Source organism: Mycobacterium sp. IDUB_1 (assembly GCF_055419625.1).
In genome coordinates this window covers 787,879-811,807 of record NZ_JBVAYA010000001.1, presented here as the reverse complement: position 1 = coordinate 811,807, position 23,929 = coordinate 787,879, and the positions used below count along the sequence as shown (strand labels likewise).

At 68.6% G+C, this 23,929-nt stretch carries 21 protein-coding genes; 11 read left to right on the top strand and 10 right to left on the bottom strand.

Features of this window, described 5'->3' with window-relative positions; all coding sequences use genetic code 11:
- The first annotated feature begins 15 nt into the window (after positions 1-15).
- Positions 16-2,139: an FUSC family protein gene (locus ACZYYX_RS04145; protein WP_463813154.1), complete on the top strand. Its 2,124-nt coding sequence runs from the start codon at positions 16-18 to the stop codon at positions 2,137-2,139.
- On the opposite strand, the gene ACZYYX_RS04140 is transcribed toward ACZYYX_RS04145, so the two are convergent.
- Positions 2,128-3,102 carry a pirin family protein gene (locus ACZYYX_RS04140; RefSeq protein ID WP_463813153.1) on the bottom strand — a complete coding sequence of 325 codons (975 nt, stop codon included), beginning with the start codon at positions 3,100-3,102 and terminating at the stop codon, positions 2,128-2,130. The two genes, ACZYYX_RS04145 and ACZYYX_RS04140, sit on opposite strands and share 12 nt — an antisense overlap.
- Positions 3,103-3,147: 45 nt before the next feature.
- Entirely contained in the window at positions 3,148-4,917 is a 1,770-nt protein-coding gene (gene ptsP / locus ACZYYX_RS04135; protein ID WP_463813152.1) for a phosphoenolpyruvate--protein phosphotransferase, read from the bottom strand.
- A 42-nt stretch (positions 4,918-4,959) separates the two neighbouring features.
- Between ptsP and ACZYYX_RS04130 the strand changes: the two genes are divergently transcribed.
- From ACZYYX_RS04130 to ACZYYX_RS04085, 10 genes are all read left to right on the top strand, one after another.
- The gene (locus tag ACZYYX_RS04130) at positions 4,960-5,739 is read left to right on the top strand and encodes a DeoR/GlpR family DNA-binding transcription regulator (RefSeq protein ID WP_463813151.1); all 780 of its coding nucleotides are present in this window, start codon (positions 4,960-4,962) and stop codon (positions 5,737-5,739) included.
- Positions 5,736-6,713, top strand: a complete 978-nt coding sequence (locus ACZYYX_RS04125; protein ID WP_463813150.1) for a 1-phosphofructokinase family hexose kinase — start codon at positions 5,736-5,738, stop codon at positions 6,711-6,713. Before ACZYYX_RS04130 ends, ACZYYX_RS04125 begins: the two co-directional genes overlap by 4 nt.
- Before the next feature lie 24 nt (positions 6,714-6,737).
- Positions 6,738-8,771, top strand: coding sequence for a PTS fructose transporter subunit IIABC (locus ACZYYX_RS04120; RefSeq protein WP_463813149.1), 2,034 nt, complete (start codon positions 6,738-6,740; stop codon positions 8,769-8,771).
- A gap of 43 nt (positions 8,772-8,814) precedes the next feature.
- Complete coding sequence (locus ACZYYX_RS04115) at positions 8,815-9,072, top strand: HPr family phosphocarrier protein (protein ID WP_046364643.1); 258 nt, start codon at positions 8,815-8,817, stop codon at positions 9,070-9,072.
- Between the two features lie 206 nt (positions 9,073-9,278).
- Positions 9,279-10,595 (top strand): type VII secretion-associated serine protease mycosin, encoded by a 1,317-nt coding sequence (mycP, locus tag ACZYYX_RS04110; RefSeq protein WP_463813147.1) that lies wholly within the window; start codon positions 9,279-9,281, stop codon positions 10,593-10,595.
- The gene (eccE, locus tag ACZYYX_RS04105; protein ID WP_463813146.1) at positions 10,592-11,998 is read left to right on the top strand and encodes a type VII secretion protein EccE; all 1,407 of its coding nucleotides are present in this window, start codon (positions 10,592-10,594) and stop codon (positions 11,996-11,998) included. Before mycP ends, eccE begins: the two co-directional genes overlap by 4 nt.
- Positions 11,995-13,605, top strand: coding sequence for a PPE domain-containing protein (locus ACZYYX_RS04100; RefSeq protein ID WP_463813145.1), 1,611 nt, complete (start codon positions 11,995-11,997; stop codon positions 13,603-13,605). Before eccE ends, ACZYYX_RS04100 begins: the two co-directional genes overlap by 4 nt.
- Positions 13,605-13,940, top strand: coding sequence for a YbaB/EbfC family nucleoid-associated protein (locus ACZYYX_RS04095; protein WP_276131532.1), 336 nt, complete (start codon positions 13,605-13,607; stop codon positions 13,938-13,940). Before ACZYYX_RS04100 ends, ACZYYX_RS04095 begins: the two co-directional genes overlap by 1 nt.
- A gap of 417 nt (positions 13,941-14,357) precedes the next feature.
- Positions 14,358-15,170, top strand: coding sequence for a hypothetical protein (locus ACZYYX_RS04090; RefSeq protein WP_463813144.1), 813 nt, complete (start codon positions 14,358-14,360; stop codon positions 15,168-15,170).
- 1,367 nt (positions 15,171-16,537) lie between these two features.
- Positions 16,538-17,404 carry a secretion protein EccK gene (locus ACZYYX_RS04085; RefSeq protein WP_463813143.1) on the top strand — a complete coding sequence of 289 codons (867 nt, stop codon included), beginning with the start codon at positions 16,538-16,540 and terminating at the stop codon, positions 17,402-17,404.
- On the opposite strand, the gene ACZYYX_RS04080 is transcribed toward ACZYYX_RS04085, so the two are convergent.
- From ACZYYX_RS04080 to ACZYYX_RS04045, 8 genes are all read right to left on the bottom strand, one after another.
- Complete coding sequence (locus ACZYYX_RS04080) at positions 17,405-17,719, bottom strand: type VII secretion target (protein ID WP_463813142.1); 315 nt, start codon at positions 17,717-17,719, stop codon at positions 17,405-17,407.
- Positions 17,716-18,480 (bottom strand): hypothetical protein, encoded by a 765-nt coding sequence (locus ACZYYX_RS04075; protein ID WP_463813141.1) that lies wholly within the window; start codon positions 18,478-18,480, stop codon positions 17,716-17,718. The genes ACZYYX_RS04080 and ACZYYX_RS04075 overlap by 4 nt, the downstream gene beginning before the upstream one ends.
- Positions 18,481-18,489: 9 nt before the next feature.
- Positions 18,490-20,016: a type VII secretion integral membrane protein EccD gene (eccD, locus tag ACZYYX_RS04070; protein WP_463813140.1), complete on the bottom strand. Its 1,527-nt coding sequence runs from the start codon at positions 20,014-20,016 to the stop codon at positions 18,490-18,492.
- Positions 20,013-21,347: a MinD/ParA family ATP-binding protein gene (locus ACZYYX_RS04065; protein WP_463813139.1), complete on the bottom strand. Its 1,335-nt coding sequence runs from the start codon at positions 21,345-21,347 to the stop codon at positions 20,013-20,015. Before ACZYYX_RS04065 ends, eccD begins: the two co-directional genes overlap by 4 nt.
- Positions 21,348-21,437: 90 nt before the next feature.
- On the bottom strand, positions 21,438-21,731 hold the full coding sequence (locus ACZYYX_RS04060; RefSeq protein WP_463813138.1) for a WXG100 family type VII secretion target: 294 nt from the start codon (positions 21,729-21,731) through the stop codon (positions 21,438-21,440).
- A 40-nt stretch (positions 21,732-21,771) separates the two neighbouring features.
- Entirely contained in the window at positions 21,772-22,086 is a 315-nt protein-coding gene (locus ACZYYX_RS04055; RefSeq protein WP_463813137.1) for a WXG100 family type VII secretion target, read from the bottom strand.
- Between the two features lie 102 nt (positions 22,087-22,188).
- Positions 22,189-23,493 (bottom strand): PPE family protein, encoded by a 1,305-nt coding sequence (locus ACZYYX_RS04050; protein ID WP_463813136.1) that lies wholly within the window; start codon positions 23,491-23,493, stop codon positions 22,189-22,191.
- Between the two features lie 28 nt (positions 23,494-23,521).
- Entirely contained in the window at positions 23,522-23,818 is a 297-nt protein-coding gene (locus ACZYYX_RS04045; protein WP_463813135.1) for a PE family protein, read from the bottom strand.
- Positions 23,819-23,929 lie beyond the last annotated feature (111 nt).

The window sequence follows — 23,929 nt, the reverse complement described above, 5'->3', positions numbered from 1 at the left end:
CGCATCGTCCGGCGGATGCATCAGCGCGACCCCGACAACGACGCACTACGGCGTGCCGTGCGGGCGGCGACGGTGGTTCCGATCTCCGCGGGGACGAGTTTTCTGATCGGCGGCGGCAATCCGCAGACCGCGCTGTTCACCCTGTTCGGGTCGGTCGCCCTGCTGGTGTTCTCCGATTTCCCGGGCAATCGGCAGAACCGCGCGGTGGCCTATGCCGGTCTGGGCCTCAACGGCTTCGTGCTGATCACGGCGGGCACGCTGATCGCCCCCTATCCGTGGCCGGCGGTGGCGATCATGTTCGCCCTCGGTGTGGCGGTGACGTTCTCGGGTGTGTTGAGCGAGACCGTCGCGGCCGGGCAGCGGGCCACGTTGCTGTTGTTCGTCTTGCCGGCGTGTACGCCACCCGGCCCTATCAGTGAGCGACTGACGGGCTGGGCGATCGCGCTCGCGGTGTGCGTGCCCGCCGCGCTGTTCGTGCTGCCGCCCCGGCATCACGGACAGTTGCGCCGCCGCGCGGCCCGGGCGTGCCGCACGCTGGCCGACCGCATCGACGGCACGGCCACTGCGGACGACGTGCGACGCGCGATGGACCAGTTGCGAAAGACGTTCCTGGAGGCTGACTTCCGTCCGGTCGGATTGACCGCGGGCAGCAGGGCGCTGGTCCGAGTGGTTGACGACCTCGAGTGGGTGGCCGATCGGGTCGGGCAGGATCTCGGGGTCACGCTGCGCGACAAGAAAGCGGTGGTGCATGTGCTGCGATCCGCCGCTGCCGTGCTGCGGATCTCTGGGCGGGCCGACAGGGATGTGGCGCGCATGGATCTGGACGCGGCGCTCGACGTGTTGCGCACCACCGCGCGGGGTCGCTGGCGGGAGGACCTCGACGAGATCCTCAGCGCCCCCGACGACGACCGGGCCGTCGCGTTGGGTCGTGCGCTGCTGCAGCGCCGCACGATCGCCGCGACTATCGGCGCGACGGGTCGGATCATCGCTGCCGCGGCAGCCGCCGACGCCCGCCCGGTGTGGGCGCGCGCCCTGGGGCTGCGTCTGCCGCCGACAGGGGCATCGGACCGGTTGCTGCCCGAGGCCGCCGCGGCCGCGCAGATCACGTCGGGCTTCCTCGCGAATCGTGCGGTGGCGGTACGCAACAGCGTGCGCACGGGCCTGGGGTTGGCCATAGCGGTCGCGGTGACCCACATCTTCCCGGTCGAGCACGGCTTCTGGGTGGTGCTGGGCGCGTTGTCGGTGCTGCGCAGCAGCGCGTTGTCCACCGGGACGCGGGTGCGGCGCGCGGTGACCGGCACAGCGATCGGATTTCTACTGGGCGCCCTGCTCATCGGTCTGGTCGGGGTGGAACCGACCGTGCTGTGGGTGCTGATGCCGTTCGCGGTGTTCGGCTCGGCCTACGTTCCCGAGATCGCCTCGTTCACCGCGGCGCAGGCCGCGTTCACGATGATGGTGCTGATCTTCTTCAACCTGATCGTGCCGACGGGCTGGCAGGTGGGTTTGATCCGGGTCGAGGACGTGATCGTCGGCGCGTTGGTCGGTGTGGTGGTGTCGGTGCTGCTGTGGCCGCGGGGTGCGACGGCCTCCGTGACCCGGGCGATCGACTCGGCGCGGGCGATCTTCGCCGGCTATCTGTGGGCGGCGGTGCTGCGCATCACCCGCGGCGCCTACGAGGAGCGCAACGACGAGGTGACGACGCTGAGTCATCAGGCTCTGGCGGCCTCCCGGGTGATCGATGATGCTGTGCGTCAATATCTTTCGGAAAGCGGCGGCGACTCTGACTTCCGGGCGCCGGTGGTCCGCTCGTTCAACAGGGCGATCCGGCTGCGAATGGCAGCCGATCTGATCGCCGACATCCCGACACCTCCGCCGCTGTCGGCGTACCCGGGCGTGCGCGCGGTCGTGGAATCGCATGCGAAGGCGATCCGCGAGCGGGTGGCCGGCAGTGCCGACGCAGTGCCGTCGCTGACACCGATCAGCGACGACTTCGTGCGGGCCCTGAGGAAAGAGATGCGCGCCGAGATGCGCGAGACGGCTCCTGAGAACGATCTCGGCATCTCGGCGGCTCTGCCGCTGCTCACCGTCGCCGCCCTGCTGGGCGAGCTGGAGCTGATCTATCCGGCGTCAGCGGGTTGACCGGTGCGGCATCAGCGCGTTCGGCGGGATGGTGCCGAACCGGCCGGCGTTGAAATCCTCGACCGCTGCGATGAGTTCGGACTTCGAGTTCATCACGAAGGGGCCGTACTGGAAGACCGGTTCGCGCAGAGGCCGGCCGCCGAGCAGCAGCACTTCCATCGCGGGGCGATGGGCGTCCTGGGTGGGTGCGGCGGCGACGCTGATGCGGTCTCCGGGGCCGAGGACCGCCAGCTGACCCTGTTCGATGGGGTGGCCGACGGGGCCGACCGAGCCACGACCGGACAGCACGTAGACCAGTGCGTTGAAGTCGCGGTCCCACGGCACGTCGACTCGTGCGCCCGGCTGAATCGTGGCGTGCGCCAGCGTGATCGGGGTGTGGGTGGCCCCCGGGCCGGCGTGGCCGCCGATGGCGCCTGCGATCACACGGACCAGGGCACCGCCGTCCTCGGAGGCGACCAGACCGACCTGGGGACCCTCGATGGACTGGTACTTGGGCGCGGCGAACTTGTCGCTGCGGGGCAGGTTCACCCAGAGCTGGATGCCGTGGAACAAGCCGCCGCTCTCGACCAGTTCGGCCGGCGGTGTCTCGATGTGCAGGATGCCGGAGCCTGCGGTCATCCACTGTGTGGCGCCGTCGGTGATCATGCCGCCGCCCCCGTGTGAGTCCTGGTGGGCGAAGCGGCCGTCGATCATGTAGGTCACGGTTTCGAAGCCGCGGTGCGGGTGCCAGTCGGTGCCGCGCGGCTCGCCGGGCTGGTACTCCACCTCGCCCATCTGGTCCATGTGGACGAACGGATCGAGGTCGCGGGCGTTGACTCCGGCGAAGGCGCGAACGACGGGAAAGCCCTCCCCTTCGTAGCCGCGGGGCCCGGTGGTCACCGAGCGCACGGGGCGTTCGGTGTCGACCGGCGACGGTGCGGACAGCCGGGGCAGGGTCAGGGTGTCTGCGGTGATTGCGGGCATGCCCTGATTAACCGGACCGCGGTCCGATTCATTCCGACCGGGCCGTCAGCCCAGCACCTCGAGCGCCGCGGCGCGGGCGTCAGCGGCGCTGGCCGTCGCCAGCACGGCGTCGGCCGCTTCGCGGCACTGCTCCAACGTCACGGTGGCGAGCTTCGCGCCGACACCCTGTACCGCGGCGGCTGCCGCCGACAGCGACGTCACGCCGAGACCGGTCAGCACGCACGCCAGCAGCGGGTCGGCCGCGGCCTCGCCGCACACCCCGACGGGCTTGCCCGCGACGATGCCGGCGCGGACGGTCATCGCCACCAATGCGAGGACGGCGGGTTGCCAGGGGTCGGTGAGGGTGGCCAGGTCGGCGGACATCCGGTCGGCGGCCATCGTGTACTGCGCGAGGTCGTTGGTGCCGATCGACAGGAAGTCGACGTGCTCGAGGATGCGGTCGGCCAGCAACGCGGCGGCCGGCACCTCGATCATGACGCCGGGGGTGAGGCCGCGGCTGCGTACCTGCTCGGCGAAGTTCTGCGCCTCCTGGGCAGTCGCGATCATCGGCGCCATCACCCACGGCTTCTGGCCGGTGCGCTCAGCGGCAGCGGCGATCGCGTCGAGCTGGTGAGCCAGCAGCCCGGGGTTGTTCTCCGCGATCCGGATGCCGCGTACCCCGAGCGCCGGGTTGGCTTCGTCCGGGTGGCCGGCGAACTTGAGCGGTTTGTCGGATCCGGCATCCAGCGTGCGGATGACGACCTTGTGCCCGGCGAACGCGTCGAGCACCTCGCCGTAGATCTCAGTCTGCTCGTCGACGGTGGGCTCGGCGTCGGTGTTGAGGAAGCACAGTTCGGTGCGGAACAAGCCGACGCCCTCGGCCGGGGTCTCCCGCGCGGACCGCGCTGCGGCTCCGTCCTGGACGTTGGCCAGGACAGCGACCTGGTGACCGTCGGCCGTCGCACCCGGACCGGTCCACCCGGCGGCTGCGGCGGCCACTCGCGCGGCATCGTCGACGGCGGTGCGGGCCTCGTCGGCGTCGGGATTCACGGTCACGGTGCCGCGGGTCCCGTCGACCAGCACGGTCGTGCCGGCGGGCACGTCGTCCAGCCCGGTGACGGCGACCACGCACGGAATCCCCAATTGCCGCGCGATGATCGCGGTGTGGCTGGTGGGCCCACCCAGCGTGGTGGCCAGCGCGACGATCAGCGCGGGGTCCAGGCCGGCGGTGTCGGCGGGGGCGAGGTCTTCGGCGCACAGGACCGACGGCTTGTCGGGCAGCGGCACACCAGGCTCGGGCAGGCCGTTGAGCTCGGCGATCACACGGTCGCGGATGTCGCGCAGGTCGGTGACGCGCTCGGCCATCAAGCCGCCGAGCTTGGTGAACATGTCGACGAACTGGTCGATCGCCGCCGTGACCGCGCGGACGGCGGGCGCGCCGTCGTTGATGCGCTTCTCGGCTGCACCGAGCCAGCCGCGGTCCTGCGCGAGGGTGGCCGTCGCGGCGAGAACCTCCGAGGCGGCGCCGGTCGCGTGGGCGGCGCGATCCCGCAGTCGGGTGGCCACGGTGGCCGCGGCCGCACCGAAACGTTCCTTCTCGGCGGGCCGGTCTGCGTCCGCGATCTCGGGGAGAACGGACACGTCGACCTCGGGCAGCGTGCCCGGACGGATCACGGGCGCATAGGCCACCCCGGTCACGACGGGGACGCCGTGCAGGACGGCGCTGGATGCGGCCGATTCGGAGGCCTGTGAGCTAGACAGGGACATCGCAGTCATGTGAACCAGGTTACAGAAAACCGTTGACAAGTCAACACGTTCAAGAGTAAAACCAACCATATCAACAACCAATCGCACATATCCCCACACAAACGGAGCTCTATGTACCCCGAAGAGCGGCAGCAGGCCATCGCCTCGCTGGTCATGGCCAAGGGCCGCGCCTCGGTGACCGAGCTGGCCGCGGCCTACGACGTGACGACCGAGACGGTACGTCGCGATCTCGCGGTTCTCGACAAGGCGGGCGTCGTGCGGCGGGTGCACGGCGGCGCGGTGCCGGTGCGCGCACTGCACCTCGTCGAGCCCGGCGTCGGCGAGCGGGACGTCACCCGGTCCGAGCACAAGGATGCGATCGCCGCGGCAGCCGCCGAGTTCTTCCCGCTCAGCGGCGCTACCGTGCTCCTCGACGCAGGCACCACCACCATGCGCATCGCCGCGCACCTGCCGACCGACCGTGAACTCGTCGTCGTCACCAACTCCGTGCCGATCGCCGCGCGCCTGGCCACGATGCCGACGGTGTCGCTGCAGCTGCTGGGCGGACGGGTCCGCGGCGTCACCCAGGCCGCCGTCGGCGAGCAGACGCTGCGTGTGCTCGACACCCTGCGGGTGGACATCGCGTTCATCGGCTCCAACGCCATCAGCGTGCGCCACGGTTTGTCCACCCCGGACGGCGAGGAGGCCGCCGTCAAGCGCGCCATGGTGCAGTCCGCCAATTACGTTGTCGTCGCTGCGGATTCGTCGAAGGTGGGCCGGGAGGACTTCGTCAGTTTCGCGCCCATCACCAGCGTCGACACCCTCATCACCGACCCGGAGATCAGCGCCGCCGACCGGAGCGCGCTGACCGAGCAAGGCATCGAAATCGTCTGCGCAGGAGACCAACCGTGATCGTCACCGTGACCCCCAACCCCAGCATCGACCGCACGGCGTCGCTGCCCTCGCCCCTGACCCGGGGCGCGGTGCACCGCGTCACGTCCGTGACCGATCAGGCCGGCGGCAAGGGCGTCAACGTCGCCCGGGCCCTGACGCTGGCCGGCCTCGACGCGCTCGCCGTACTCCCGGCCAGCGCGAACGATCCGCTCATCACCGCGCTGCAGGCCGCCGCGGTGTCCTACCGCGTGGTGACCACGGCCGAGCCCGCCCGGACCAATCTGACGATCACCGAGCCCGACGGCACCACCACCAAGATCAACGAGCCGGGTGCGACGCTCGACGCGGCGACGGTGACCGCACTGACCGACGCGGTGCTGGCTGCCGCCGACGACGCCGACTGGGTCGTGCTGTCCGGCTCGCTGCCGCCGGGGATGCCGACGTCCTGGTACGGCGACGTGGTGGCGATGCTCGCCACGCGCCGGTGCCGGGTCGCCGTCGACACCTCCGACGCGCCGCTGGCCGCCCTCGTCGCATCGCTCGACCGAGGCGCGCCGGATCTGATCAAGCCCAACGCCGAGGAACTGGCCAGCGTCCTGGGCCTGTCCCCCGAAGCTCTCGAAGAGGCTGTCGCACAAGGAGATCCCGAGCCCGTCGTGGCCGCCGCGCACCAGCTCGTCGACCGCGGCGTCGGCGCGGTGCTCGCCACCCTGGGCGCCGAAGGTGCCGTGCTCGTCGACGGGAACGGCGCCTGGATGGCGACCCCGCCGCCGATCGTGCCGCGCAGCACCGTCGGCGCCGGCGACTCGTCGCTGGCCGGATACGTCCGCGCCGAGGTCGGTGGCGCGGTCTCCCCGCAGCGCCTCCAGATGGCCGTCGCCTACGGCAGTGCCGCCGCCGCCCTTCCCGGAACCACCCTGCCCTCGCCCGCCGAGATCGACCTGGCAGCCGTACACGTCGCGCCGATCTCCCCGATTCCCGCCACCCAGTAACAGCCGAAGACGAAAGTAGCTCTCATGACAAGCTCGACCACTTCATCACCGCCGATCATCACCACCGATCTGGTCCTCCTCGACACCGCCGTCGACGGTGACAAGCAGGCCGTCATCACCCGCATCGTGGGGGCACTGGCCGCGGCCGGCCGCACCGACGACGCCGAAGGGCTCGTCGGCGCCGCCATGGCCCGCGAACAGCAGTCCGCCACCGGCCTGCCGGGCGGCATCGCGATCCCGCACTGCCGCTCCCCCTACGTCGACACCCCCACCATCGGGTTCGCCCGGCTCAGTCCCGCAGTCGATTTCGGTGCCCCCGACGGCCCGGCGGATCTGGCGTTCCTGATCGCCGCACCTGACTCCGGCGGCCAGGAGCACATGAAGCTGCTGTCCAGCCTGGCGCGGGCGCTGGTGCGCAAGGACTTCGTCGAGTCGCTGCGCAGCGCGTCGTCGGCCGACGAGGTCGTCGCCCTGGTCGACGGGGTGGTCAACCCGGCCCCTGCCGCCGCCGCTCCGGCCACCCCCGCCCCCGCCGCAGCTTCCGCCGAGAAGCCGGCCACCAAGACGCTGATCGCGATCACCGCCTGCCCCACCGGCATCGCCCACACCTACATGGCCGCCGACGCGCTGGCCGCCGCGGCCAAAGAGGCCGGGGTCACCATGGTCGTCGAGACGCAGGGCTCCTCCGGCAGCACCCCGGTGCCCGCCGAGACCATCGCCAAGGCCGACGCCGTCATCTTCGCCACCGATGTGGGCGTCAAGGACCGAGGCCGCTTCGCCGGCAAGCCGGTGATCGCCTCGGGTGTGAAGCGCGCGATCAACGAGCCTGCCAAGATGGTCGCCGAAGCCGTTGCCGCAGCCGACAATCCGAACGCACCGCGCGTCGAGGGTACGGCGGGCGCAGGCGCGAGCTCCGCACCCAGCGGAAACGTCGGATGGGGCACCCGCACCCGGCAGATCCTGCTGACCGGTGTGAGCTACATGATCCCGTTCGTCGCCGCGGGCGGTCTGCTGATCGCGCTCGGCTTCCTGTTCGCGGGCTACGAGATCGCGAACAAGCCCGAGGGGGCGACGCAGTCGCTGGGCAACATCATCGCCCTCAACAACTCGCTGACCAACCTGCCCAGCGGCGGCTTCACCCAGTATCTGGGCGCCATCCTGTTCAGCCTCGGCGGCCTGGCGTTCAGCTTCCTGGTCCCCGCACTGGCCGGCTACATCTCCTTCGCCATCGCCGACCGACCCGGTATCGCACCCGGCTTCACCGCCGGCGCGCTCGCCGTCTTCGTCGGCGGCGGATTCATCGGCGGTATCGTCGGCGGCGTCATCGCCGGTTTCGCCGCGCTGTGGATCAGCAATCTCAAAGTGCCGCAATGGTTCCGCGGGCTCATGCCGGTGGTCATCACACCGCTGGGCGCCTCCCTGGTGGTCGGCCTCATCATGTTCTTCCTGGTCGGTCGTCCGCTGGCGCTGATCAACACCGGCCTGACGAACTGGCTGAGCAGCCTGTCCGGCACCTCGGCCATCCTGCTCGGCGTGATCCTCGGCCTGATGATGTGCTTCGACCTCGGCGGACCCGTCAACAAGGCTGCCTACGCATTCGCCACCGCCGGACTGGCCGCCTCGACCACCGCGTCGATCCAGATCATGGCCGCTGTGATGGCCGCCGGTATGGTTCCGCCGCTGGCGATGGCGCTGGCCACCACGGTGCGCCCCGGCCTGTTCAGCGAGCCCGAGCGTGAGAACGGCCGTGCCGCATGGCTTCTCGGCGCCTCGTTCATCTCCGAAGGCGCGATTCCGTTCGCCGCGGCCGACCCGCTGCGCGTCATCCCCTCGATGATGTTCGGCGGTGCGATCACCGGCGCGCTGTCGATGGCCTTCGGCGCGACGTCGCGGGCCCCGCACGGCGGCATCTTCGTGCTGTTCGCGATCGACAACAAGCTGGGCTTCGTGATCGCCCTGCTCGCCGGTACCGTCGCTGCCGCGATGGCCGTGGTCGCCGCCAAGCAGTTCATCAAGCCCGGCGCCAAGAAGGCCGAGCGCGAGCTCGTCGCCGCCTGATCCCTGACCGACCCCGTCACCACCCATCGAAAGAGGAGAGTTCATGCCCACCAAGACCGTCATCGTCGGCTCGTCCATCGGACTGCACGCCCGGCCCGCCGCGATCATCGCCGAGGCCGTGGTCAACGCCGGTGTACCCGTCACGCTCTCGGTCGACGGCGGTGAGCCGGTGGACGCCGGCTCGGCGCTGATGATCATGACGCTGGGCGCGGGCAACGGTGCGCAGGTCACCGTCGCCTCCGACGACGAGGCCGCGGTGAACACGATCGCCGAGCTGGTGCAGAAGGATCTCGACGCCTAGGGCACCCGAAGAAAGCGGAACGACCTCCCTCCGCGGGCCCTTAGGCTTGCCCATGTGCCCGCACCGAAGACGTCTGACGTGACCTTTTGCGCCGCGAACGAGGCGGCGCTATGTTTGCTGACGTCGGTGCGGGCGGTGCCCGTCGGTCAACGTCGAGCGGGGGGAGTCCAGTAGTGCGGCGACTGGCTTCCCTGTTTGCTGCTCTGATGCTCGTCGTTCTGCTGGCACCGCCGACAGCGAGCGCGATCGAGCCACCGGTCATCGATCCGGCTGCGATCCCGCCTGATGAGACCGGTCCGGATCAGCCGATGGAGCAGCGTCGGGTGTGTGCCGCCCCGACGGTGTTCCCGAACTCCAACTTCGCTGACCGACCCTGGGCCAATGACTATCTGCGGTTGGCCGACGCGCAACGGTTCGCCACGGGGGCCGGCATAACTGTTGCTGTGATCGACACGGGGGTCAACGGGTCGCCGCGCGTCCCCGCCGAACCGGGCGGGGACTTCGTCGACCAGGCCGGCAACGGCATGTCGGACTGTGACGCGCACGGCACCCTGACCGCCGCGGTGATCGCGGGGCGGCCCGCCCCCACCGACGCCTTCGTCGGCGTCGCGCCCGACGCCCGGATCCTGTCGCTGCGCCAGACCTCCGACAGCTTCCAGCCGGTGGGGACGCGCACCGATCCCAACGACCCCAACTCGACCCAGACCGCGGGGTCGTTGCGCAGCCTCGCCCGCGCGATCGTGCATGCGGCCAACCTGGGCGCGCAGGTGATCAACATCAGCGAGGCGGCCTGCTACAAGGTGACCCGCCCGATCAACGAGAGCGTCGTCGGCGCGGCGGTGAACTACGCGGTCAACGTCAAGAACGCGGTGATCGTCGTCGCCGCCGGCAACACGGGCTCTGAGTGCACCCAGAATCCTCCGCCGGATGCCGCGGTGCCCGCCGATCCGCGCGGCTGGGCCAACGTGCAGACGATCGTGTCCCCGGCGTGGTACTCGCCGCTGGTACTGACCGTCGGCAGCATCGGCCCCAACGGAGCGCCCAGCGGGTTCTCCATGCAGGGGCCGTGGGTCGGGGCCGCGGCGCCCGGCGAGAATCTGGTGGCGCTCGGCTACGACGGCAATCCGGTCAACGCGCTGCAGGGGGAGGACGGACCCATCCCGATCGCCGGCACGTCGTTCTCGGCCGCCTATGTGTCGGGGTTGGCTGCGCTTGTGCGGCAACGCTTCCCGGAGCTCACCGCGGCCCAGGTCATGAACCGCATCACCGCAACGGCCCGCCATCCCGGCGGAGGGGCGGACAACGTCGTCGGCGCCGGTGTGGTCGATCCGGTCGCGGCGCTGACCTGGGACGTGCCGCCCGGGCCAGCCACGATCCCGTACCAGATCAAAGCCATTCCGCCTCCGGTGTACGTGCCCCCACCCGACCGGAGCCCGATCACGTGGGTCGTGATCGTCGCTGCGAGCGTGGCCGCGGCGCTGGGTATCGGCGCGATGGCACGGCGGGCGTTGAGGCGCCGATGAGCAGGGTGTTGTCCGTGTTCGGGGTGCGGTTCACCACCGGGCACGCGCTGTGGGCGGCGGTGCTGATCCCCGCCTGCCTGCTGCTGTTCGCCCAGATGCATCTGATGTGGCTGGGCATCACGCTGTCGGTGCTGATCGGCATCGGCGCGATACTCACCCTGCGCGGCCGCCGCGTGACCGGTTGGATCGCAGCGCTTTTCGCGTGGCGGCGCCGGCACCGCCAGCCTCCCCCGGCCCCGTCGGAACCGGCGGTCGGAGCGACCGTCATCCCCGGTGACCATGTCGCGTTGCGGTGGCAGGGCGACTACGTGGTCTCGGTCATCGAGTTGGTACCCCGCCCGTTCACTCCGACGGTGATCGTCAACGGCGCGGCGTTCACCGACGACGTGGTCGACACCCGCACGATCGAAGAGTTGTTGGCGGCCTACTGCCCCGATCTGGAGGCCGATGTGGTGTCGGCCGGGTACCGGGTCGGTAGGACGGCGCCAGCCGCCCTTGTCGCGCTCTACGACCAGGTAGTCGGGCCCTATCCGGCGCCGGCGAATCGCCGGACGTGGATCGTGTTGCGCGCCGATCCGGAGAAGACGCGGAAGGCAGCGCTGCGGCGCGATACCGGGGTGGCCGGGTTGGCCCAGTACCTGATGGCGTCCACCACGCGGATCGCCGATCACCTGGCCAGCAAGGGCGTCGACGCCCGCCCGGCCCGCAGCTTCGACGACTTCGACCGCGCCACCGAGATCAGCTTCGAGCGAGAAACGTGGTCGATGATCAAGGGGCGCAGCACGTTCACCGCCGCGTACAGCGCACCGGGTGGCCCCGACGTGTGGTGGTCGGCCCGGGCCGACCACACGCTGACCCGGGTGCGCATCGCCCCCGGTGTCGCGCCGACGACGACGGTGCTGCTGACCACGCTGGCGAATCCGTCCACTCCACGCGGCTTTGCGTGTCTGTTCGGCGGCCAGCGCGCAGCCCTGCTGGGGGAGAGCCCGGTCAGCGACCGGCACTACGAGCTGCCGATCGGATCGGCCGGCATCCTCGTCGGCGAGACCGCGGATCGCTATCCGGTGTACATGCCGTTCGACGACGTCGACGTCAGCATCAACCTCGGCGACGCGCGGCTGTTCACGCAGTTCGTGGTCCGGTCGGCCGCGGCCGGGGCCGTCGTCACGCTCAGCCCGCAGTTCGAAGAGTTCGCGGGCTATGTCAACGCACGCATCGGGCAGGTCGCCAAGGTGGCATGGCCGACTGCGACGACATATCTGGGACCGCATCCGGGGGTGGGCCGAGTCATGTTGCGCAGCACGTTCATCGCCACACCACGGCACAAGCAGCTGCCGATTCGGCTGATCAACCCGCGGGAAGAGAGCCGGTACCAGACGGTGCTGGAGGGAGAACGCGCATGAGTGACGAAGTGCGGGTCCAACCGTCGGATCTGACGGCCAAGGCCCATCAGATCCGCGGTCTGACGTTTGCATCGGCGCAGGCGCAACCGCCGTTGATCTCCGCCGATGCGCTGATCATCGCCAGCGTCGCGGTGACCAACATCGCGCAGAACGCCGAAAACCTCTGGGCCTACCAGGAATACGGCCGTATCGAGGGACAGCGTCTCGCTCAGACGCTCGACAACGTTGCGGCTGCCTACACCCAGATCGACCAGCAGTCGGGTGAAGGTATCGGATCGACGTTCGACGTCCCCGGCGGTGCACCCGGCGGTCCGGTGATGCCGAAGACTCCGGACATCCCCGCGCCGCCCCGCCCGCCGAAGATGCCGATCCCGAAGGGGCAGTTGGCATCCGAGCAGGGCTTCATGGATCCGCAGTCGGCGCAGGCGGCCCTCGACGCCGGTGACGACGGCGCCTCGCTGCGGGCTGCCGCCACGATGTGGCGGGCGAACGCCGATTCGCTGGCCGCGTCGGCGCAGGAGTTCGAGGTCAACTCCACGGACTGGGAAGGCCAGGCCGCGGACGCGGCGTACGCGAAGTTCAACGCCTACCGCGACTGGCTGATCTCGCTGTCGGGAGCCTGGAAGCGCCTGGCCGATGAGGCCGACGTGGCGGCAAAGGCGCACAGCAAGGCCAAGAGCGATCACGAGCCGATCGCGCAGCGCTACCGCGAGTTGTCGCAGCAGGTGCTGGCCAACCCGATCGGCTCTCCTGGGTTCGCCGATGCGATGAACAAGATCGCCGAAGAGCAGAAGAAGTCCGAGGAGCTGCGCAACACCTACGCCCGCGAGGCTGTGGTCAACCAGGTCGAGGCCGACGAACCGCCGGCACCGGTGGTGTCGGGCATGCCGGTCACTGCCGAGGATCATCGTCGGGCCCGGCCATATCGCGAGGGCGAGCAGACGGGCGGTGGCGGCGGTGGCGGCCAGCAGGCACCCGGCGGCGGATCGGGTGGTGGGGCGCCGCAGGAGGCGCCGGTGTCTCCCATGTCGGCCGGGGATCCGGCCTCACAGGCGGCGCAAGCGGCGCAGCAGGCAGGTCAGCAAGCGGGTCAGGGTGGCGGCGCCCCGAGTGGCGGGTCGCCCGGTGGTGGACAACCGGGTGGCGGCCAACCGGGCGGCGGCGCACCTGGCGGCGGCATGCCGGGTCTCGGCAAGGGCGATCCGACGTCGCCCAATGATCCCAAGCTGCGGCCCGCCGCGGCGCGCGGCGGAGGCGGCGCGGGCGGGGGCAGCGGCGGTGGAGGTGGCGGCGTTCCCGGCGTCCCGTTGCAGCCGGCGGTGGGTGCTGAGACGGTGGCGCCGACGCCCTACGCAGCGGCGGCGGGACCAGCGGCCGGTGCTGCAGGTGCGGCCGCCGGTGGTGCGGCGGCCGGAGGCGGCATGGGTGGTGGCATGGCGCCGATGCACGGTGCCCACGGGGCCGGCGGGAGCGGGGAGAAGAAGCGCAACCCGCAGCTGTCGCAGGACGAGGAGATCTACACCGAGGAGCGCCCGCACACCGAACCGGTGATCGGGCTGCAGCCGCGTCGGCGGCCGGGCTCTGATGGCACGAGGAAGGAGTCCTAGTGAGCGAGGACATGCACCCTGAGGTGGAAGCGGTTCTGCGCCAAGCACGTCGGCTGCAATCGTTGATGGACGAACAGCTCGACAAGATGGCCAGCGAATCGTTCACCGCGGCGGACGAGACCGAGACTGTCGAGGTGACGCTGAACGGCCATCACTGGTTGCAGGACGTCTACATCCAGGACGGTCTGCTGCGGCTGGGAGCCGAGACGGTCGAGGGCCGGGTCAACGAGGCGCTGCAGAAGGCGTCCGCGGATGCGGCGGCGTCGATCGACGCCGACCGGGAACGCATCGATGCGGTGGTCGCGGAGATCACCGCGGAGATGACGCAGGAGTAGGTCTGCGCTGAGAGATGTCGAGAAATCGGTGCCAGGGGGCACCTCGGGTGTCTCGTAAGCTGGATTGGTCACACCCTGGCGATAGCCGTCGCTGAAACGCGTTGACTGGGAGGTTGGGATGTTGCGGCAGGAACCGGAGCGGTCTGCATGACGATGCCGCCGTCCGGCCAATGGCCGCCGCCACCGCAGGGGCCGCCTCCTCAGTGGGGCCCGCTGCCCCCGCCATCACCGAAGGGCGGCAAAACAACGAAGTGGGTTCTTGGCGGACTTGCCATTCTAGTAGTCGTAGTCGTCACGGCAGTAACAACCTTGCTGGTGACCCGGGAAGGCCCAGATGATCGATCGAATTCCCCGGGCGTGTCCGTTGGTTCCGGTCCTACCGCTGCCAGCGGCGACCCGTCACGCCAACAGATTTCCTTGATAACGGCCGAGCCAACCTGCGCCGCTTGGGATCCCATCAATAACTCTCTCGCGGCAGCGGAGGATAACGGCTGGAAGCAACGCGATCCGTCTGTACCTGTAAGCGCGTGGAGGGAAGACCAGCTTGCTCAGTACCGCGCCGTTGCCGCTGCGATGAAGGCTGCGGCGGACCAGACTGAGCCGCTCGCGAACCGCACTCCAAATAAAGTTGTTGAAACGCTCTACGAACAATTCATTGCCTATGCGCGTGCATACGCAAAGGCAATCACGTTGTACGAACCGATTGATGACCATCTTGCTAGAGTCACCGTGGGACTCACCCTGGCGATCAGCTCAATCTGCAACGCTATAGCGTTCGGTTCAGCGGATTCTAGAGCGTCAATTCAACCACCGCCGACGGGTACGCAGGAAAAGGCTCCTGGCACAGGAGTCAATGCGTCGAGCAGATTCTTGACACAGCCGAACGCAGTCTGTCCCGATATCGCTGGGCTAATAGCTGACCTATCTGCCCAGACAGTCGACTGGCTAGCCACAGACCCAAATGTCCCAGCCTCAACGTGGGATATACAGCAGAGGTCGGTCAACGAAGAAGTAGTTCCGGTCATGAACACCTTTGCGGACCGAATTGCGCAAATAGGTAAGCGCAGCGGTAACGCGGTTATCGAAAGCTTTTCTCTACTCGCCGCTCAATACCGGAGAACTTTCGCAGCTGCGTTGCCGACCTACGTGCCAGCTGATAACTACCTTAATGAGGTGGCCACCGGTGTTGCGGGTGCTCTCAATGAGGCCTGCCTCGCGGTGGGTGGCTGACTATGACCGTCGCGCGGCCCACGAGCGAACACGGACCCGCCATCACTGCGTTCCCAGCTTGGCCAGAGATTGACGAGGACTCCCTTCGAACACGCGCCACGACGTGGACGCGCATTCTTCAAGACGAGACCCGCGCGTTGACTGGTTGGCAGGACCTATCAAGACATATCTTCGGTACCCCACTCTGGTCAGGGAGCGGCGCAAACGCCGCTGGTTCTGCCGTTTCACGAACGATAAGCCAGCTGACCGTGCTTCAGGGTCAGCTTGTGGGTGCGATAACTTGGCAGAATTATGCGGCTGCGATCGTCGCGGCGGTGAAAGAACAGATCGTGGATATTGTTGCTGCGGCTGAAGCAGCCATTCAAATCATTAGGGATATGCCTTTCGATAGTGAGTCAGAAAGACAACAGGCGATCGACACGGTAGTGCGAGAGGCCCATGACGCCTGCAAAACTCTCGTCAGCTCCAGTGAGGGGCAAATCGTCGCCTTCAAGGATTGGAAACCTCCGGCGGATTCGCTATCTAATCTCCTCAAACAGCCGGTCGATCCTATGAACAGGAATCCGAGCGAGGCGCCATCCACAAACCCGCCGATCACACGTACTGGCTATTCCATGCCCAGCGGGAGCAATCAAAAGCCAAATGTAGGGAACCTCCTGAACAGTCGCGGAGGTCAAGCCCCCAACTCAGGAAATTCAGAAACCGTACAGCGTAATCCCGCAAATGCAGCCGCAACCGCGCCTACACCGAATGCTCCCGGATCGCCGCCCTCTGACCCGGGTGCAGCTGGACCTAGCCCTGCAACGGCTTCACCCGGTTCGGCGCTGGCTGGTGGCGCTGGCTCGTCGGGGACGGGGGGCGGGACGAGCCCATCCTCTGTTTCACCGCAAGCCGGGTCAAGTAGCTCACCAGGACTTAGCCAATCGGGCACGGCATCCAGCCCCACGGGAACAGCCCAACCCAGCGCCGCCAATGGCACAGCCGCGTCGAATACAAACACAGCTGCTGGTGGAACCGCCAACTCGAATAGTGCAAACGCCGCTAAACCATCTCCCGTCCAGCCGCTGGCAAGCCAGGCACCTGCCCCGCTCTCCTCCCCCCCGCCCGCAGCGTCTCCCGCACCCACTCAGGCCCCGGTCAATCAAGCCGCAGCTGCGGCACCCCCCGCAGGCGGCTCGGCGGGCGGGGCATCCGGTGGTGCCATGGGCGGCGGCTCGGCCGGAGCCGCACCGGTGGCGTCCGCCCCGAGCGGCGCGCCCGCATCGCCCCCGCCAGTGCCGCTCGGCCCTCCCACCACGCCAGCACCGCCGGCGCCTCCCGCGCCCGGCACTGCTCCCGCTGCCACCGGCGGCCCGGGTGTTGCTCCCATGTCCGCGGCCACCGCAGCCAACGCCGCGGCGGCGCCAGCACCCGTCCCCGTGTCCGCAAGCCGTGCCGAACGCGACGCCATCGCGGCAGCCACCACCGCAGGAGCATTGCGCCGCAAGGCAACTGGGCACGATCCGTTGCAACGAGCCCGCCACATCGCGGCCGCGCTCAACGTCGGCGTCATGGACTTCGGCTTCTTCTGGGTCACCGGCGTCACGATGGACGGCACGATCGTCGTCGCCAACAGCTACGGCCTCGGATACATCCCCGACGGGGTCCACCTGCCCGACACCGTGAAGATGGCGTCGGCCGACGAATCGATTCCCCTGTCCGAGCGCGCCACCTGGGCGACCTACCCCATCCTCGCCATTCAGCGCTGGGCGCAGCACCACGACAAGAAGCTGCGTGCCGTGGTCGCAACCGAAGAGCAGTTCGCCACCTTCGATCCCGGCGTCGCCAAAGTCATCCTCACCGCTGACGACATGCCCGACAGCGGAAAGATGCAGGGCCGCAGCCGGTTAGATGTGATCGCACCCGCCGCCGCACAGCAACTCAACGCCGTCAGCGACAACGGGCTCAACGAACTACTGCCACCCGCCCCGGCCGATCAAGACCCTCCCGCCGACGAGACCGCCAAGCTGTGGTTCGAGGTCGCCAAGCCGCTCATGAGCACCAGCCCACAACGCGGCGTGGCTCATCTCCAAGCCTTCATCACCTATGCCGAGCACGCTCAGGTCCATGCATTGCACCGAGCCCACACAGCCACCGATGCAGAATCTCAGCGGACCGCGATCGCGGACTGGGTCTACTGGCAGCACCTCGGGGTGATGATCGGCGACGCAGTCAACGCCACCGCGACCGTCTGATCAGCCGCCGGGTGTCGGCATCGGAACCCCGGCGATCTTGTTGCCCGACGCCTGATCGGTTCCTTCGTACTTGTCAGCAGCCGACGTGAGGTTCTCGCCGTAGGTGCGAGCAGCGCTGGTGATCGTGATCATCTGCTGCGCCACCGACTCTTTCGCAGTCAAGCACGCGCCGGCAGTCTTCAGGCCAGGCACTGCCGCAGCAGCGTCGGCCAACGGTGTGCCCGGGTCGAGCGCCGCGAGCTTGTCGGCAACTCCCGTGAACGTCGACCCCGCAGAGCGCAATTCGCCTGGATTGACCTGCAGCGAGCCGGTCACAGGTTGATCCGATCATCCGCTGCACGGTGCCGTCCGGGCGCGTCTTCCTCTGCCTTGTCCTTTGGTTCTGTCTCCGGCGCTCGCTCGGCACTCGGATCGCTCCCGGCTGCGCCGTCCGTCGTCTCCTGCGCCGGCTCGGCCTGCGGTACGTCCACGCTCGGCGCGCTGCCTGATTCGCCGCCGGCGCTACCGGTTTGTCCTCCGACACCCCCGAACTGGCCGACCATCTGTTGCACCTGCTGCCCCACCTGTTGGACCCCCTGCATGACGCCTTGTGGTGCCTGCTGCACGGCGCTCATCACCTGCATCGGCATCTGAGACATCTGCGACGCCATCTGCATGGGCATGCTCATCATCTGGCTCATGCCACCGCCCGCCGAGCCCGCCGATCCTGCGGCTCCGGCCGCCGAACCCGCGGCTCCACCAGCCGACCCAGCGGCGCCAGCACCCGTTCCCGCAACGTCCTGCATCTCGGCATCGATGGCACCGCCAATCCGCTGATCTGCGGCCGTGTAGGCGTTGGCAGCGTTCTTGACACTGCTCGCGGTCTGCGTCGCTTGAGCTTTCACCGCCGGCAACTGCTCGTAGATCGGCCCCTCGACAGCAGGGATCTGTCCGATGATCGTCGTCGACAACGGATCGGTCCCCACCGGCATGAAAGGCTCCGGCGCCGCCGGCAATTCGCTGGCGGCTGCCGACAATGCGCCACCTGCAGCTGCTAGCGCATCCGGATCGACCGTCAGCGGAGCGGGATTGGTCACCAGAACCTCCTAGAACCGCAGATTTCGCAGCAGGTCATACACGCCAGCTATCCAGAGCAGCATCGGGATCACCGCGGCGATCGTCGCGCCGTCGACGAGCTCGAGGATGCGCTTGGTCACCGGCGATACGCGCCGCACGCCATCCGTCGCGCCGATCGTGATCACCGCGACGACGGCCACCGCGGTGTAGATCGCCAGCACCAGCCAGGCCTGCTCGGGATACCAGAGGCACAGGCGCACCGCCACACCCGTCGGGATCACCACTGCGGCGGCCATCAGCGCCCAGGCGCACCACCGGTCGGCGTACAGCCGGGAGCGGAACCCACACAGCACCGTCACCAATGCCGCCACGATCAGGCTGTGCAAGAAGAAGTGGCCTTGCACCACAACGGCAATCGAGCCAACCGCGAGGATCGACGCGCCGGCAGTGAGGAAACCGATCAGCAGTCGCTTGGCCAGCCGGCTGCGCTCGGTGAGCCGCGCCGCGGAATCCGGCACCGATGCGATGATCGCCTGCCATGTCTCCGACTCCTCCGACGTGTCGTCGGTCGTCACCGGGTCCAGCAGCTCGTCGTTGGCCACAGTCTCGCCGGGCGCCGGGATCGGCGGCAGCGCGATCCGAGCCACGGCCACAGTCAGTTTGGCGGCGTTGGTCACGACGAAGAGCCCGAACGCGATCGCACCCGCGGGGACCCAGTCCTGCCACCCGTAGCCGAACGCAACCGCGGCGAACGTCACGGCCGTCGCGACCACCGCCAGAAACGCGGCGATCTCTGCCCGTCGCCGCGGACCTCCGCGGGTGGCGAGCACCATCAGCAACAGCAGGGCACCAGCACCCGCGATCTGTGGTGAGCCCAACGATTCGACGCCACGAGGCAACGGAACCGCCAGGGCCACTCCCCCGCCGAGCGTCAGCAGTGACGACACCAGCAGGCTCTCCGCCATATCGAGGCTGCCGTAACGGGTTTGCGCGAGCCAGCTGCCGCCCATCAGTGCCACACCGAGCACACCCAGCGAGACCGGCCACCACCAGTCACGACCCGTGGACGTCCACGACAGGATCGAGACTGCGGTGATCACCAGTGCGGCGAGCGGAAGCATCAACCCGACGAAGCGGTACAGCGCGGTCCGGTTGAACTCCGGCGTCTCGTCGAGCACCGCTATCGCGTCGATGACGTCCTCGACGAGCGGCCGGTACCGTTCGGTGCGGCTGACCGACACCACCGTCAGCAGCGAGCCGTCGACCACACCGGCATCGTCGAGCGACTCGTTCAGCTTGATCGGCGGAGCGCCTGGACGCGCGAACGACCACACCCCTTGCGCCTTGAAGTCGAAGCCCGCCAATAATTCCGGCGGGGTGTCCTCCAGGATGTCGGCGAGCACGTTCACGGTCTCGTCGACGTAGCTCTCGATCGGCGCCGCCGACGGCAGCACCAGGTCGGTCATGCGACGGCCCGTCAGAATCGTGACGCGCGTCGTCGCCGGGCGCCCGGGGGCGACACTCGACGACGACGTAGGTGTGGCCGTCGCGGTCAACGCCGCTCGAGCCTGTCGAAGTCGTCAGAGAGCGCTGCGGCCAGTTCGACCACGCGGCGGCGGAAGTCCTTGCCCAGCAAGTCGAGCTGGATCTCAGTGCCTGCCGCGATGTGCTTGTCCCACGGCAGCACGATGACTCGGCCGGGTGCCACGTGCCGCTCGAACTGCTGCACCAGATCGTCGACATCGATGTTCGGCTTGCCGGGCACGACATGGTTGATCACCACGCAGGACCGACCGAGCAGATCCTGATAACCGTTCTGGCGCAGCCAGTCCATCGTGATCGCGGCCTGCCGCGCACCGTCGATCGACGCGCTCGCCACGATGACCAGACCCGACACCGTGGAGAGCACGCCACGTGCTCCCGGCTGGAACAGCCCGGCACCGCAGTCCGCGAGAACGAGGTTGTAGTACCGCGACACCACTTCGGTGGCTGCGCGCCAGTCCTCGTCGTTGAACTCACGGCGCGCGGCGCTGTACTCCTCGGAGGACAACACTTCGAGGTTCGCGCTGTTCATGCTGGTGTAGGCGCGGATGTCGTTGTAGCGGTGAAGTTCCTTGTCGCTCAACAAGTCCGAGATTGTTGCGGCAGACTGGCGCCCGGCTCGGTCGGCGAGATTTCCGCCGTCGGGGTCGGCGTCGATCGCCAGGATGCGATCGCCACGGATGGAGCTCAGGGACGAACCCAGCGCCACCGTCACCGCGGTCTTGCCGACGCCGCCCTTGAGGCCGAAGATTCCGATCTGATAGGAGTCGCGGGCGTTGCGCCGGATCCGGTTGTGCAGATCCATCTCGAAGAGCTCGTCAGGGGACAGCCCGAGGTTGATGCGGGTCAGCAGGTAGATCCAGTGCCGCCAGCCGCGCTGCGACGGCATCTTGACCGCGGACCGGACACCGACATGGGAGAGCGCGTCGATGGCGCGATGGTTACCCATCGAGGCGGCCGAGGTCGGCGCGGATTGCACGACGGGTCGACGGTCGACCTCGACGTCGGCGAAGTGTTGTGTGGGTGCCGGCGCGGGGGTCGGGCGGGGTGCGGGCGTTGACGCGTGCCGCGGCTGCTCGTGGCGGGCGCCGGCCGGGGCCTGCGGGGCACGCATCATGCCGTTGCTCGGCAGCTGCTGGGGTGCCGTGACCGGCAGCGGCGGCATCTGGCTGGTGACTTCAGCCTGCCGCGGCGGCGGTGCGGCCTGCGTCCGCGGGGTGGCGGCCGGCATCGCCGGCGGGGTCACCGAATCCCGGCCCGCAGGCGGGGTGTCGCGATCGGGCTCGTCCTCGACCGTCCGTACAGCATCCGGTGAACCGAAGAGCCGGTCATAGTCGGCGGACATGTGTGCCTCTCAGGGGGTTGGGGAGTGGGGAGTATGCGGTGGGCGTCCGTGCGGTCGAAACGCGCGACGGGCGCCCACCGGCATCCTCGTTCAGATGTGAAACGTGCTTTCGACACCCTTTTCGGTGGAACCCATGTCGTGGCCGGCATTGGCCACGGCATGACCGAGGTTCTGCAGAGCCTGATTGAGCTCCTCGGAATTCTGGTTCCAGCGCTGCTGGACGGCCTGGTACGAATCCGAACCGGTGCCGACCCACGCTGCCTGCAGCGAATTCAGCGCGCTCTGGCCCTCGGACAGCAGCCCGTTGACGCGGCCGACCGCGCCATGGACATCCGCAGCATCATTCTCGATGCCGGCGAAGTTGTAGGAAATGGGTCCGCTCATTGTTGTCTCCTTGAGTGTTTCGATCGTCCGATGGTGGCGCTCAGTGGCCGAGCACGTTGCCCATCGCGTGAGTCAGGCTGGACGAGTTGTCCGCGTCGGTGCTGTCGTACTGCAAGCCGCTCTGCTGAATGTTGTGCGAAATATCGGAGAGCAACCGAGTCTGCTGGTCGGCGGCCTCGTGGTAGCGCGTCAACGCTGCCTGCAGGGCGATGCCCGCCTGCGGGCTGTCGAGGTTTGCCTTCGCGGACGCGGCGATCGTCTCAACATGAGCGCGGACGGCCTGGAGTTCGCCGGAGATCCGGTCGAACGTAGCCGCTCCCGCACTTAATGCAGCAACATCTGCCTCAAGTGCCATGTCCCTACCTTCCCTCTCTTACCGTTCCCGGTTTACTGTGTTCCCGCCGCTGCGGCGGGCTCCCCGACCCTGGTGGCCGGCAAGTCTGTGGTGGTGGACGACCTACCAGTCGTCCGTGTCGTCCTCGTCGAGGTCGTAGTCCAAAAGCGCGGGCGCGGTCAGCGAAGACCGGTGGCCTCCCCCGCCCCCCTGGCCGCGGTGGCCCGCCATTCCCATCGGGCCGCCACCGGCACCGCTGCCCTGACCAACCGGAGCCAGCCCGGCCGCGGCGCCTCCCGCGGCCGCGCCGACTGCTACCGCGGACAGGTTGGGCTGGAGTTCCTTGCCGACCAGGTTCGACATCAACGGCGTCCGTGCTGATGTCCCGCCGGCGCCGGGCAGTGACGCGGCGCGAACCAAACCCGCCCCGGCCGCCGGTCCGTTCCCGCCGATCGCCGGATGATTGGAAAACGGTGTGGCGCCGAGCATTCCGACCTGGGCACCTTTGTCGCCGCCCATACCCATCTGCCCGAACAGCGACGACATCTGCTGCAACGGCTGCGTGAGCTGTTGGAATGGCTGCGTCACGCCCTGCATCAGCTGCTGCGGCGCCTGCGCCAGCGTCGACCCCACCTGGGAGGCCATCTGCATCGCCATCTGCGGGCCCTGCTGCATCAGCTGACCCTGCTCGGCCGGCGACTTCGCCTGCTGCGCAGCCTGATTGGCTGCACCCTCGAAGTGTCCGGCCTTCTGGCCCGCCTCGTCGATCTTGCCGCTCGCGCTGACTTTCGCGATCGTGGCGTCACGCGCTACCGCGCTGGCCATCCCCGGCGCCGCACCGGTCAGGCCCGTCGCCAGCGCCGCCTCGGCGCCACCGGGCACCACGATCGGCTTCGGCGGTGTGATCGGCTCGAACGTCGCGTTGGTCACGGTCTCGGCCTGGTAGGTGCTCATCACCGTGGCCGCCAGATCCCACATGCGGATGTAGTCGGCTTCGTTCATCCCGATCGGCACCGTGTTGACGCCGAGGAAGTTCGTCGACTCCAGCACGCCGTGCGTGATGTGGTTCAACTCGATCTCGGTGAGCTGCGGGGTCGCGGCGAAGGCCGTTGTGTAGGCGCTTGCTTGCGCCGACGCCTGCAGGGCCCTCTTCTGGGCCTGCAGCGCCAGCATCCGCAACCAGATCACCATCGGCATCGCCGCGCTGATCGCCCGGTCGGCGCCGGTGCCCTGCCAGTTCTGCGCCAGCGAAGCCAGGCTGGCCGCCAATTCGTCGGCTTGGGTCTCCAGCGAGATCGCCAACGCTTCCCACCCCGCAGCAGCCTGCAGCATCGGCGCGGGGCCGGCCCCGGCCTGCAGACGAGCCGTGTTCACCTCCGGGGGGAACGCTCCCCACACAGGCGGAATGAGAATCGGTGGCGCAGCCATTGCTCAACCAGACGTCGTGGTTCGTCGATCAGATCAGGGTGGCGCCGTTGGCGGCGTCAACCGCGTCATACACGCCGGCCAGTTCGATGACCGTGGCGCCGGCGCGAGCGATCTCTTCCTGCGCGAGAGCGTTGATGCCGAGCGTCTGCACACCCTCGGCCATGAAAGCCGCCATGGCGTGCACGGACACCTCGTCGACACCGGCGGGAGCCAGCGCGGAGACCTCGGTGGTGGCCGCGGTTCCGGTCGCCAGACCACGTGCACCGCTGGCGGTGACCTGGCCGCCGACTCCGATGGCGCCTGGATCGTGATTCAGTGGTTGCATTTGCTAGCTCCTCGCTCCTGCTCGCATCTACACGGGTTTTTTTACTGTTGTCCAGGGAATAACCCGCTCTGCGCTGAGCTGAATCCCCGACCCGGTCGCCGCTCCCGCGTG

Bases quoted from the DNA above. Each gene is read 5' to 3' on its own strand.
- ACZYYX_RS04145 (WP_463813154.1), top strand. From the start codon at position 16: ATGCATCAGCGCGACCCCGACAACGACGCACTACGGCGTGCCGTGCGG.
- ACZYYX_RS04140 (WP_463813153.1), bottom strand. From the start codon at position 3,102: ATGCCCGCAATCACCGCAGACACCCTGACCCTGCCCCGGCTGTCCGCA.
- ptsP (WP_463813152.1), bottom strand. From the start codon at position 4,917: ATGGTTGGTTTTACTCTTGAACGTGTTGACTTGTCAACGGTTTTCTGT.
- ACZYYX_RS04130 (WP_463813151.1), top strand. From the start codon at position 4,960: ATGTACCCCGAAGAGCGGCAGCAGGCCATCGCCTCGCTGGTCATGGCC.
- ACZYYX_RS04120 (WP_463813149.1), top strand. From the start codon at position 6,738: ATGACAAGCTCGACCACTTCATCACCGCCGATCATCACCACCGATCTG.
- ACZYYX_RS04115 (WP_046364643.1), top strand. From the start codon at position 8,815: ATGCCCACCAAGACCGTCATCGTCGGCTCGTCCATCGGACTGCACGCC.
- mycP (WP_463813147.1), top strand. From the start codon at position 9,279: ATGCTCGTCGTTCTGCTGGCACCGCCGACAGCGAGCGCGATCGAGCCA.
- eccE (WP_463813146.1), top strand. From the start codon at position 10,592: ATGAGCAGGGTGTTGTCCGTGTTCGGGGTGCGGTTCACCACCGGGCAC.
- ACZYYX_RS04100 (WP_463813145.1), top strand. From the start codon at position 11,995: ATGAGTGACGAAGTGCGGGTCCAACCGTCGGATCTGACGGCCAAGGCC.
- ACZYYX_RS04085 (WP_463813143.1), top strand. From the start codon at position 16,538: ATGTCCGCGGCCACCGCAGCCAACGCCGCGGCGGCGCCAGCACCCGTC.
- ACZYYX_RS04065 (WP_463813139.1), bottom strand. From the start codon at position 21,347: ATGTCCGCCGACTATGACCGGCTCTTCGGTTCACCGGATGCTGTACGG.
- ACZYYX_RS04060 (WP_463813138.1), bottom strand. From the start codon at position 21,731: ATGAGCGGACCCATTTCCTACAACTTCGCCGGCATCGAGAATGATGCT.
- ACZYYX_RS04055 (WP_463813137.1), bottom strand. From the start codon at position 22,086: ATGGCACTTGAGGCAGATGTTGCTGCATTAAGTGCGGGAGCGGCTACG.
- ACZYYX_RS04050 (WP_463813136.1), bottom strand. From the start codon at position 23,493: ATGGCTGCGCCACCGATTCTCATTCCGCCTGTGTGGGGAGCGTTCCCC.
- ACZYYX_RS04045 (WP_463813135.1), bottom strand. From the start codon at position 23,818: ATGCAACCACTGAATCACGATCCAGGCGCCATCGGAGTCGGCGGCCAG.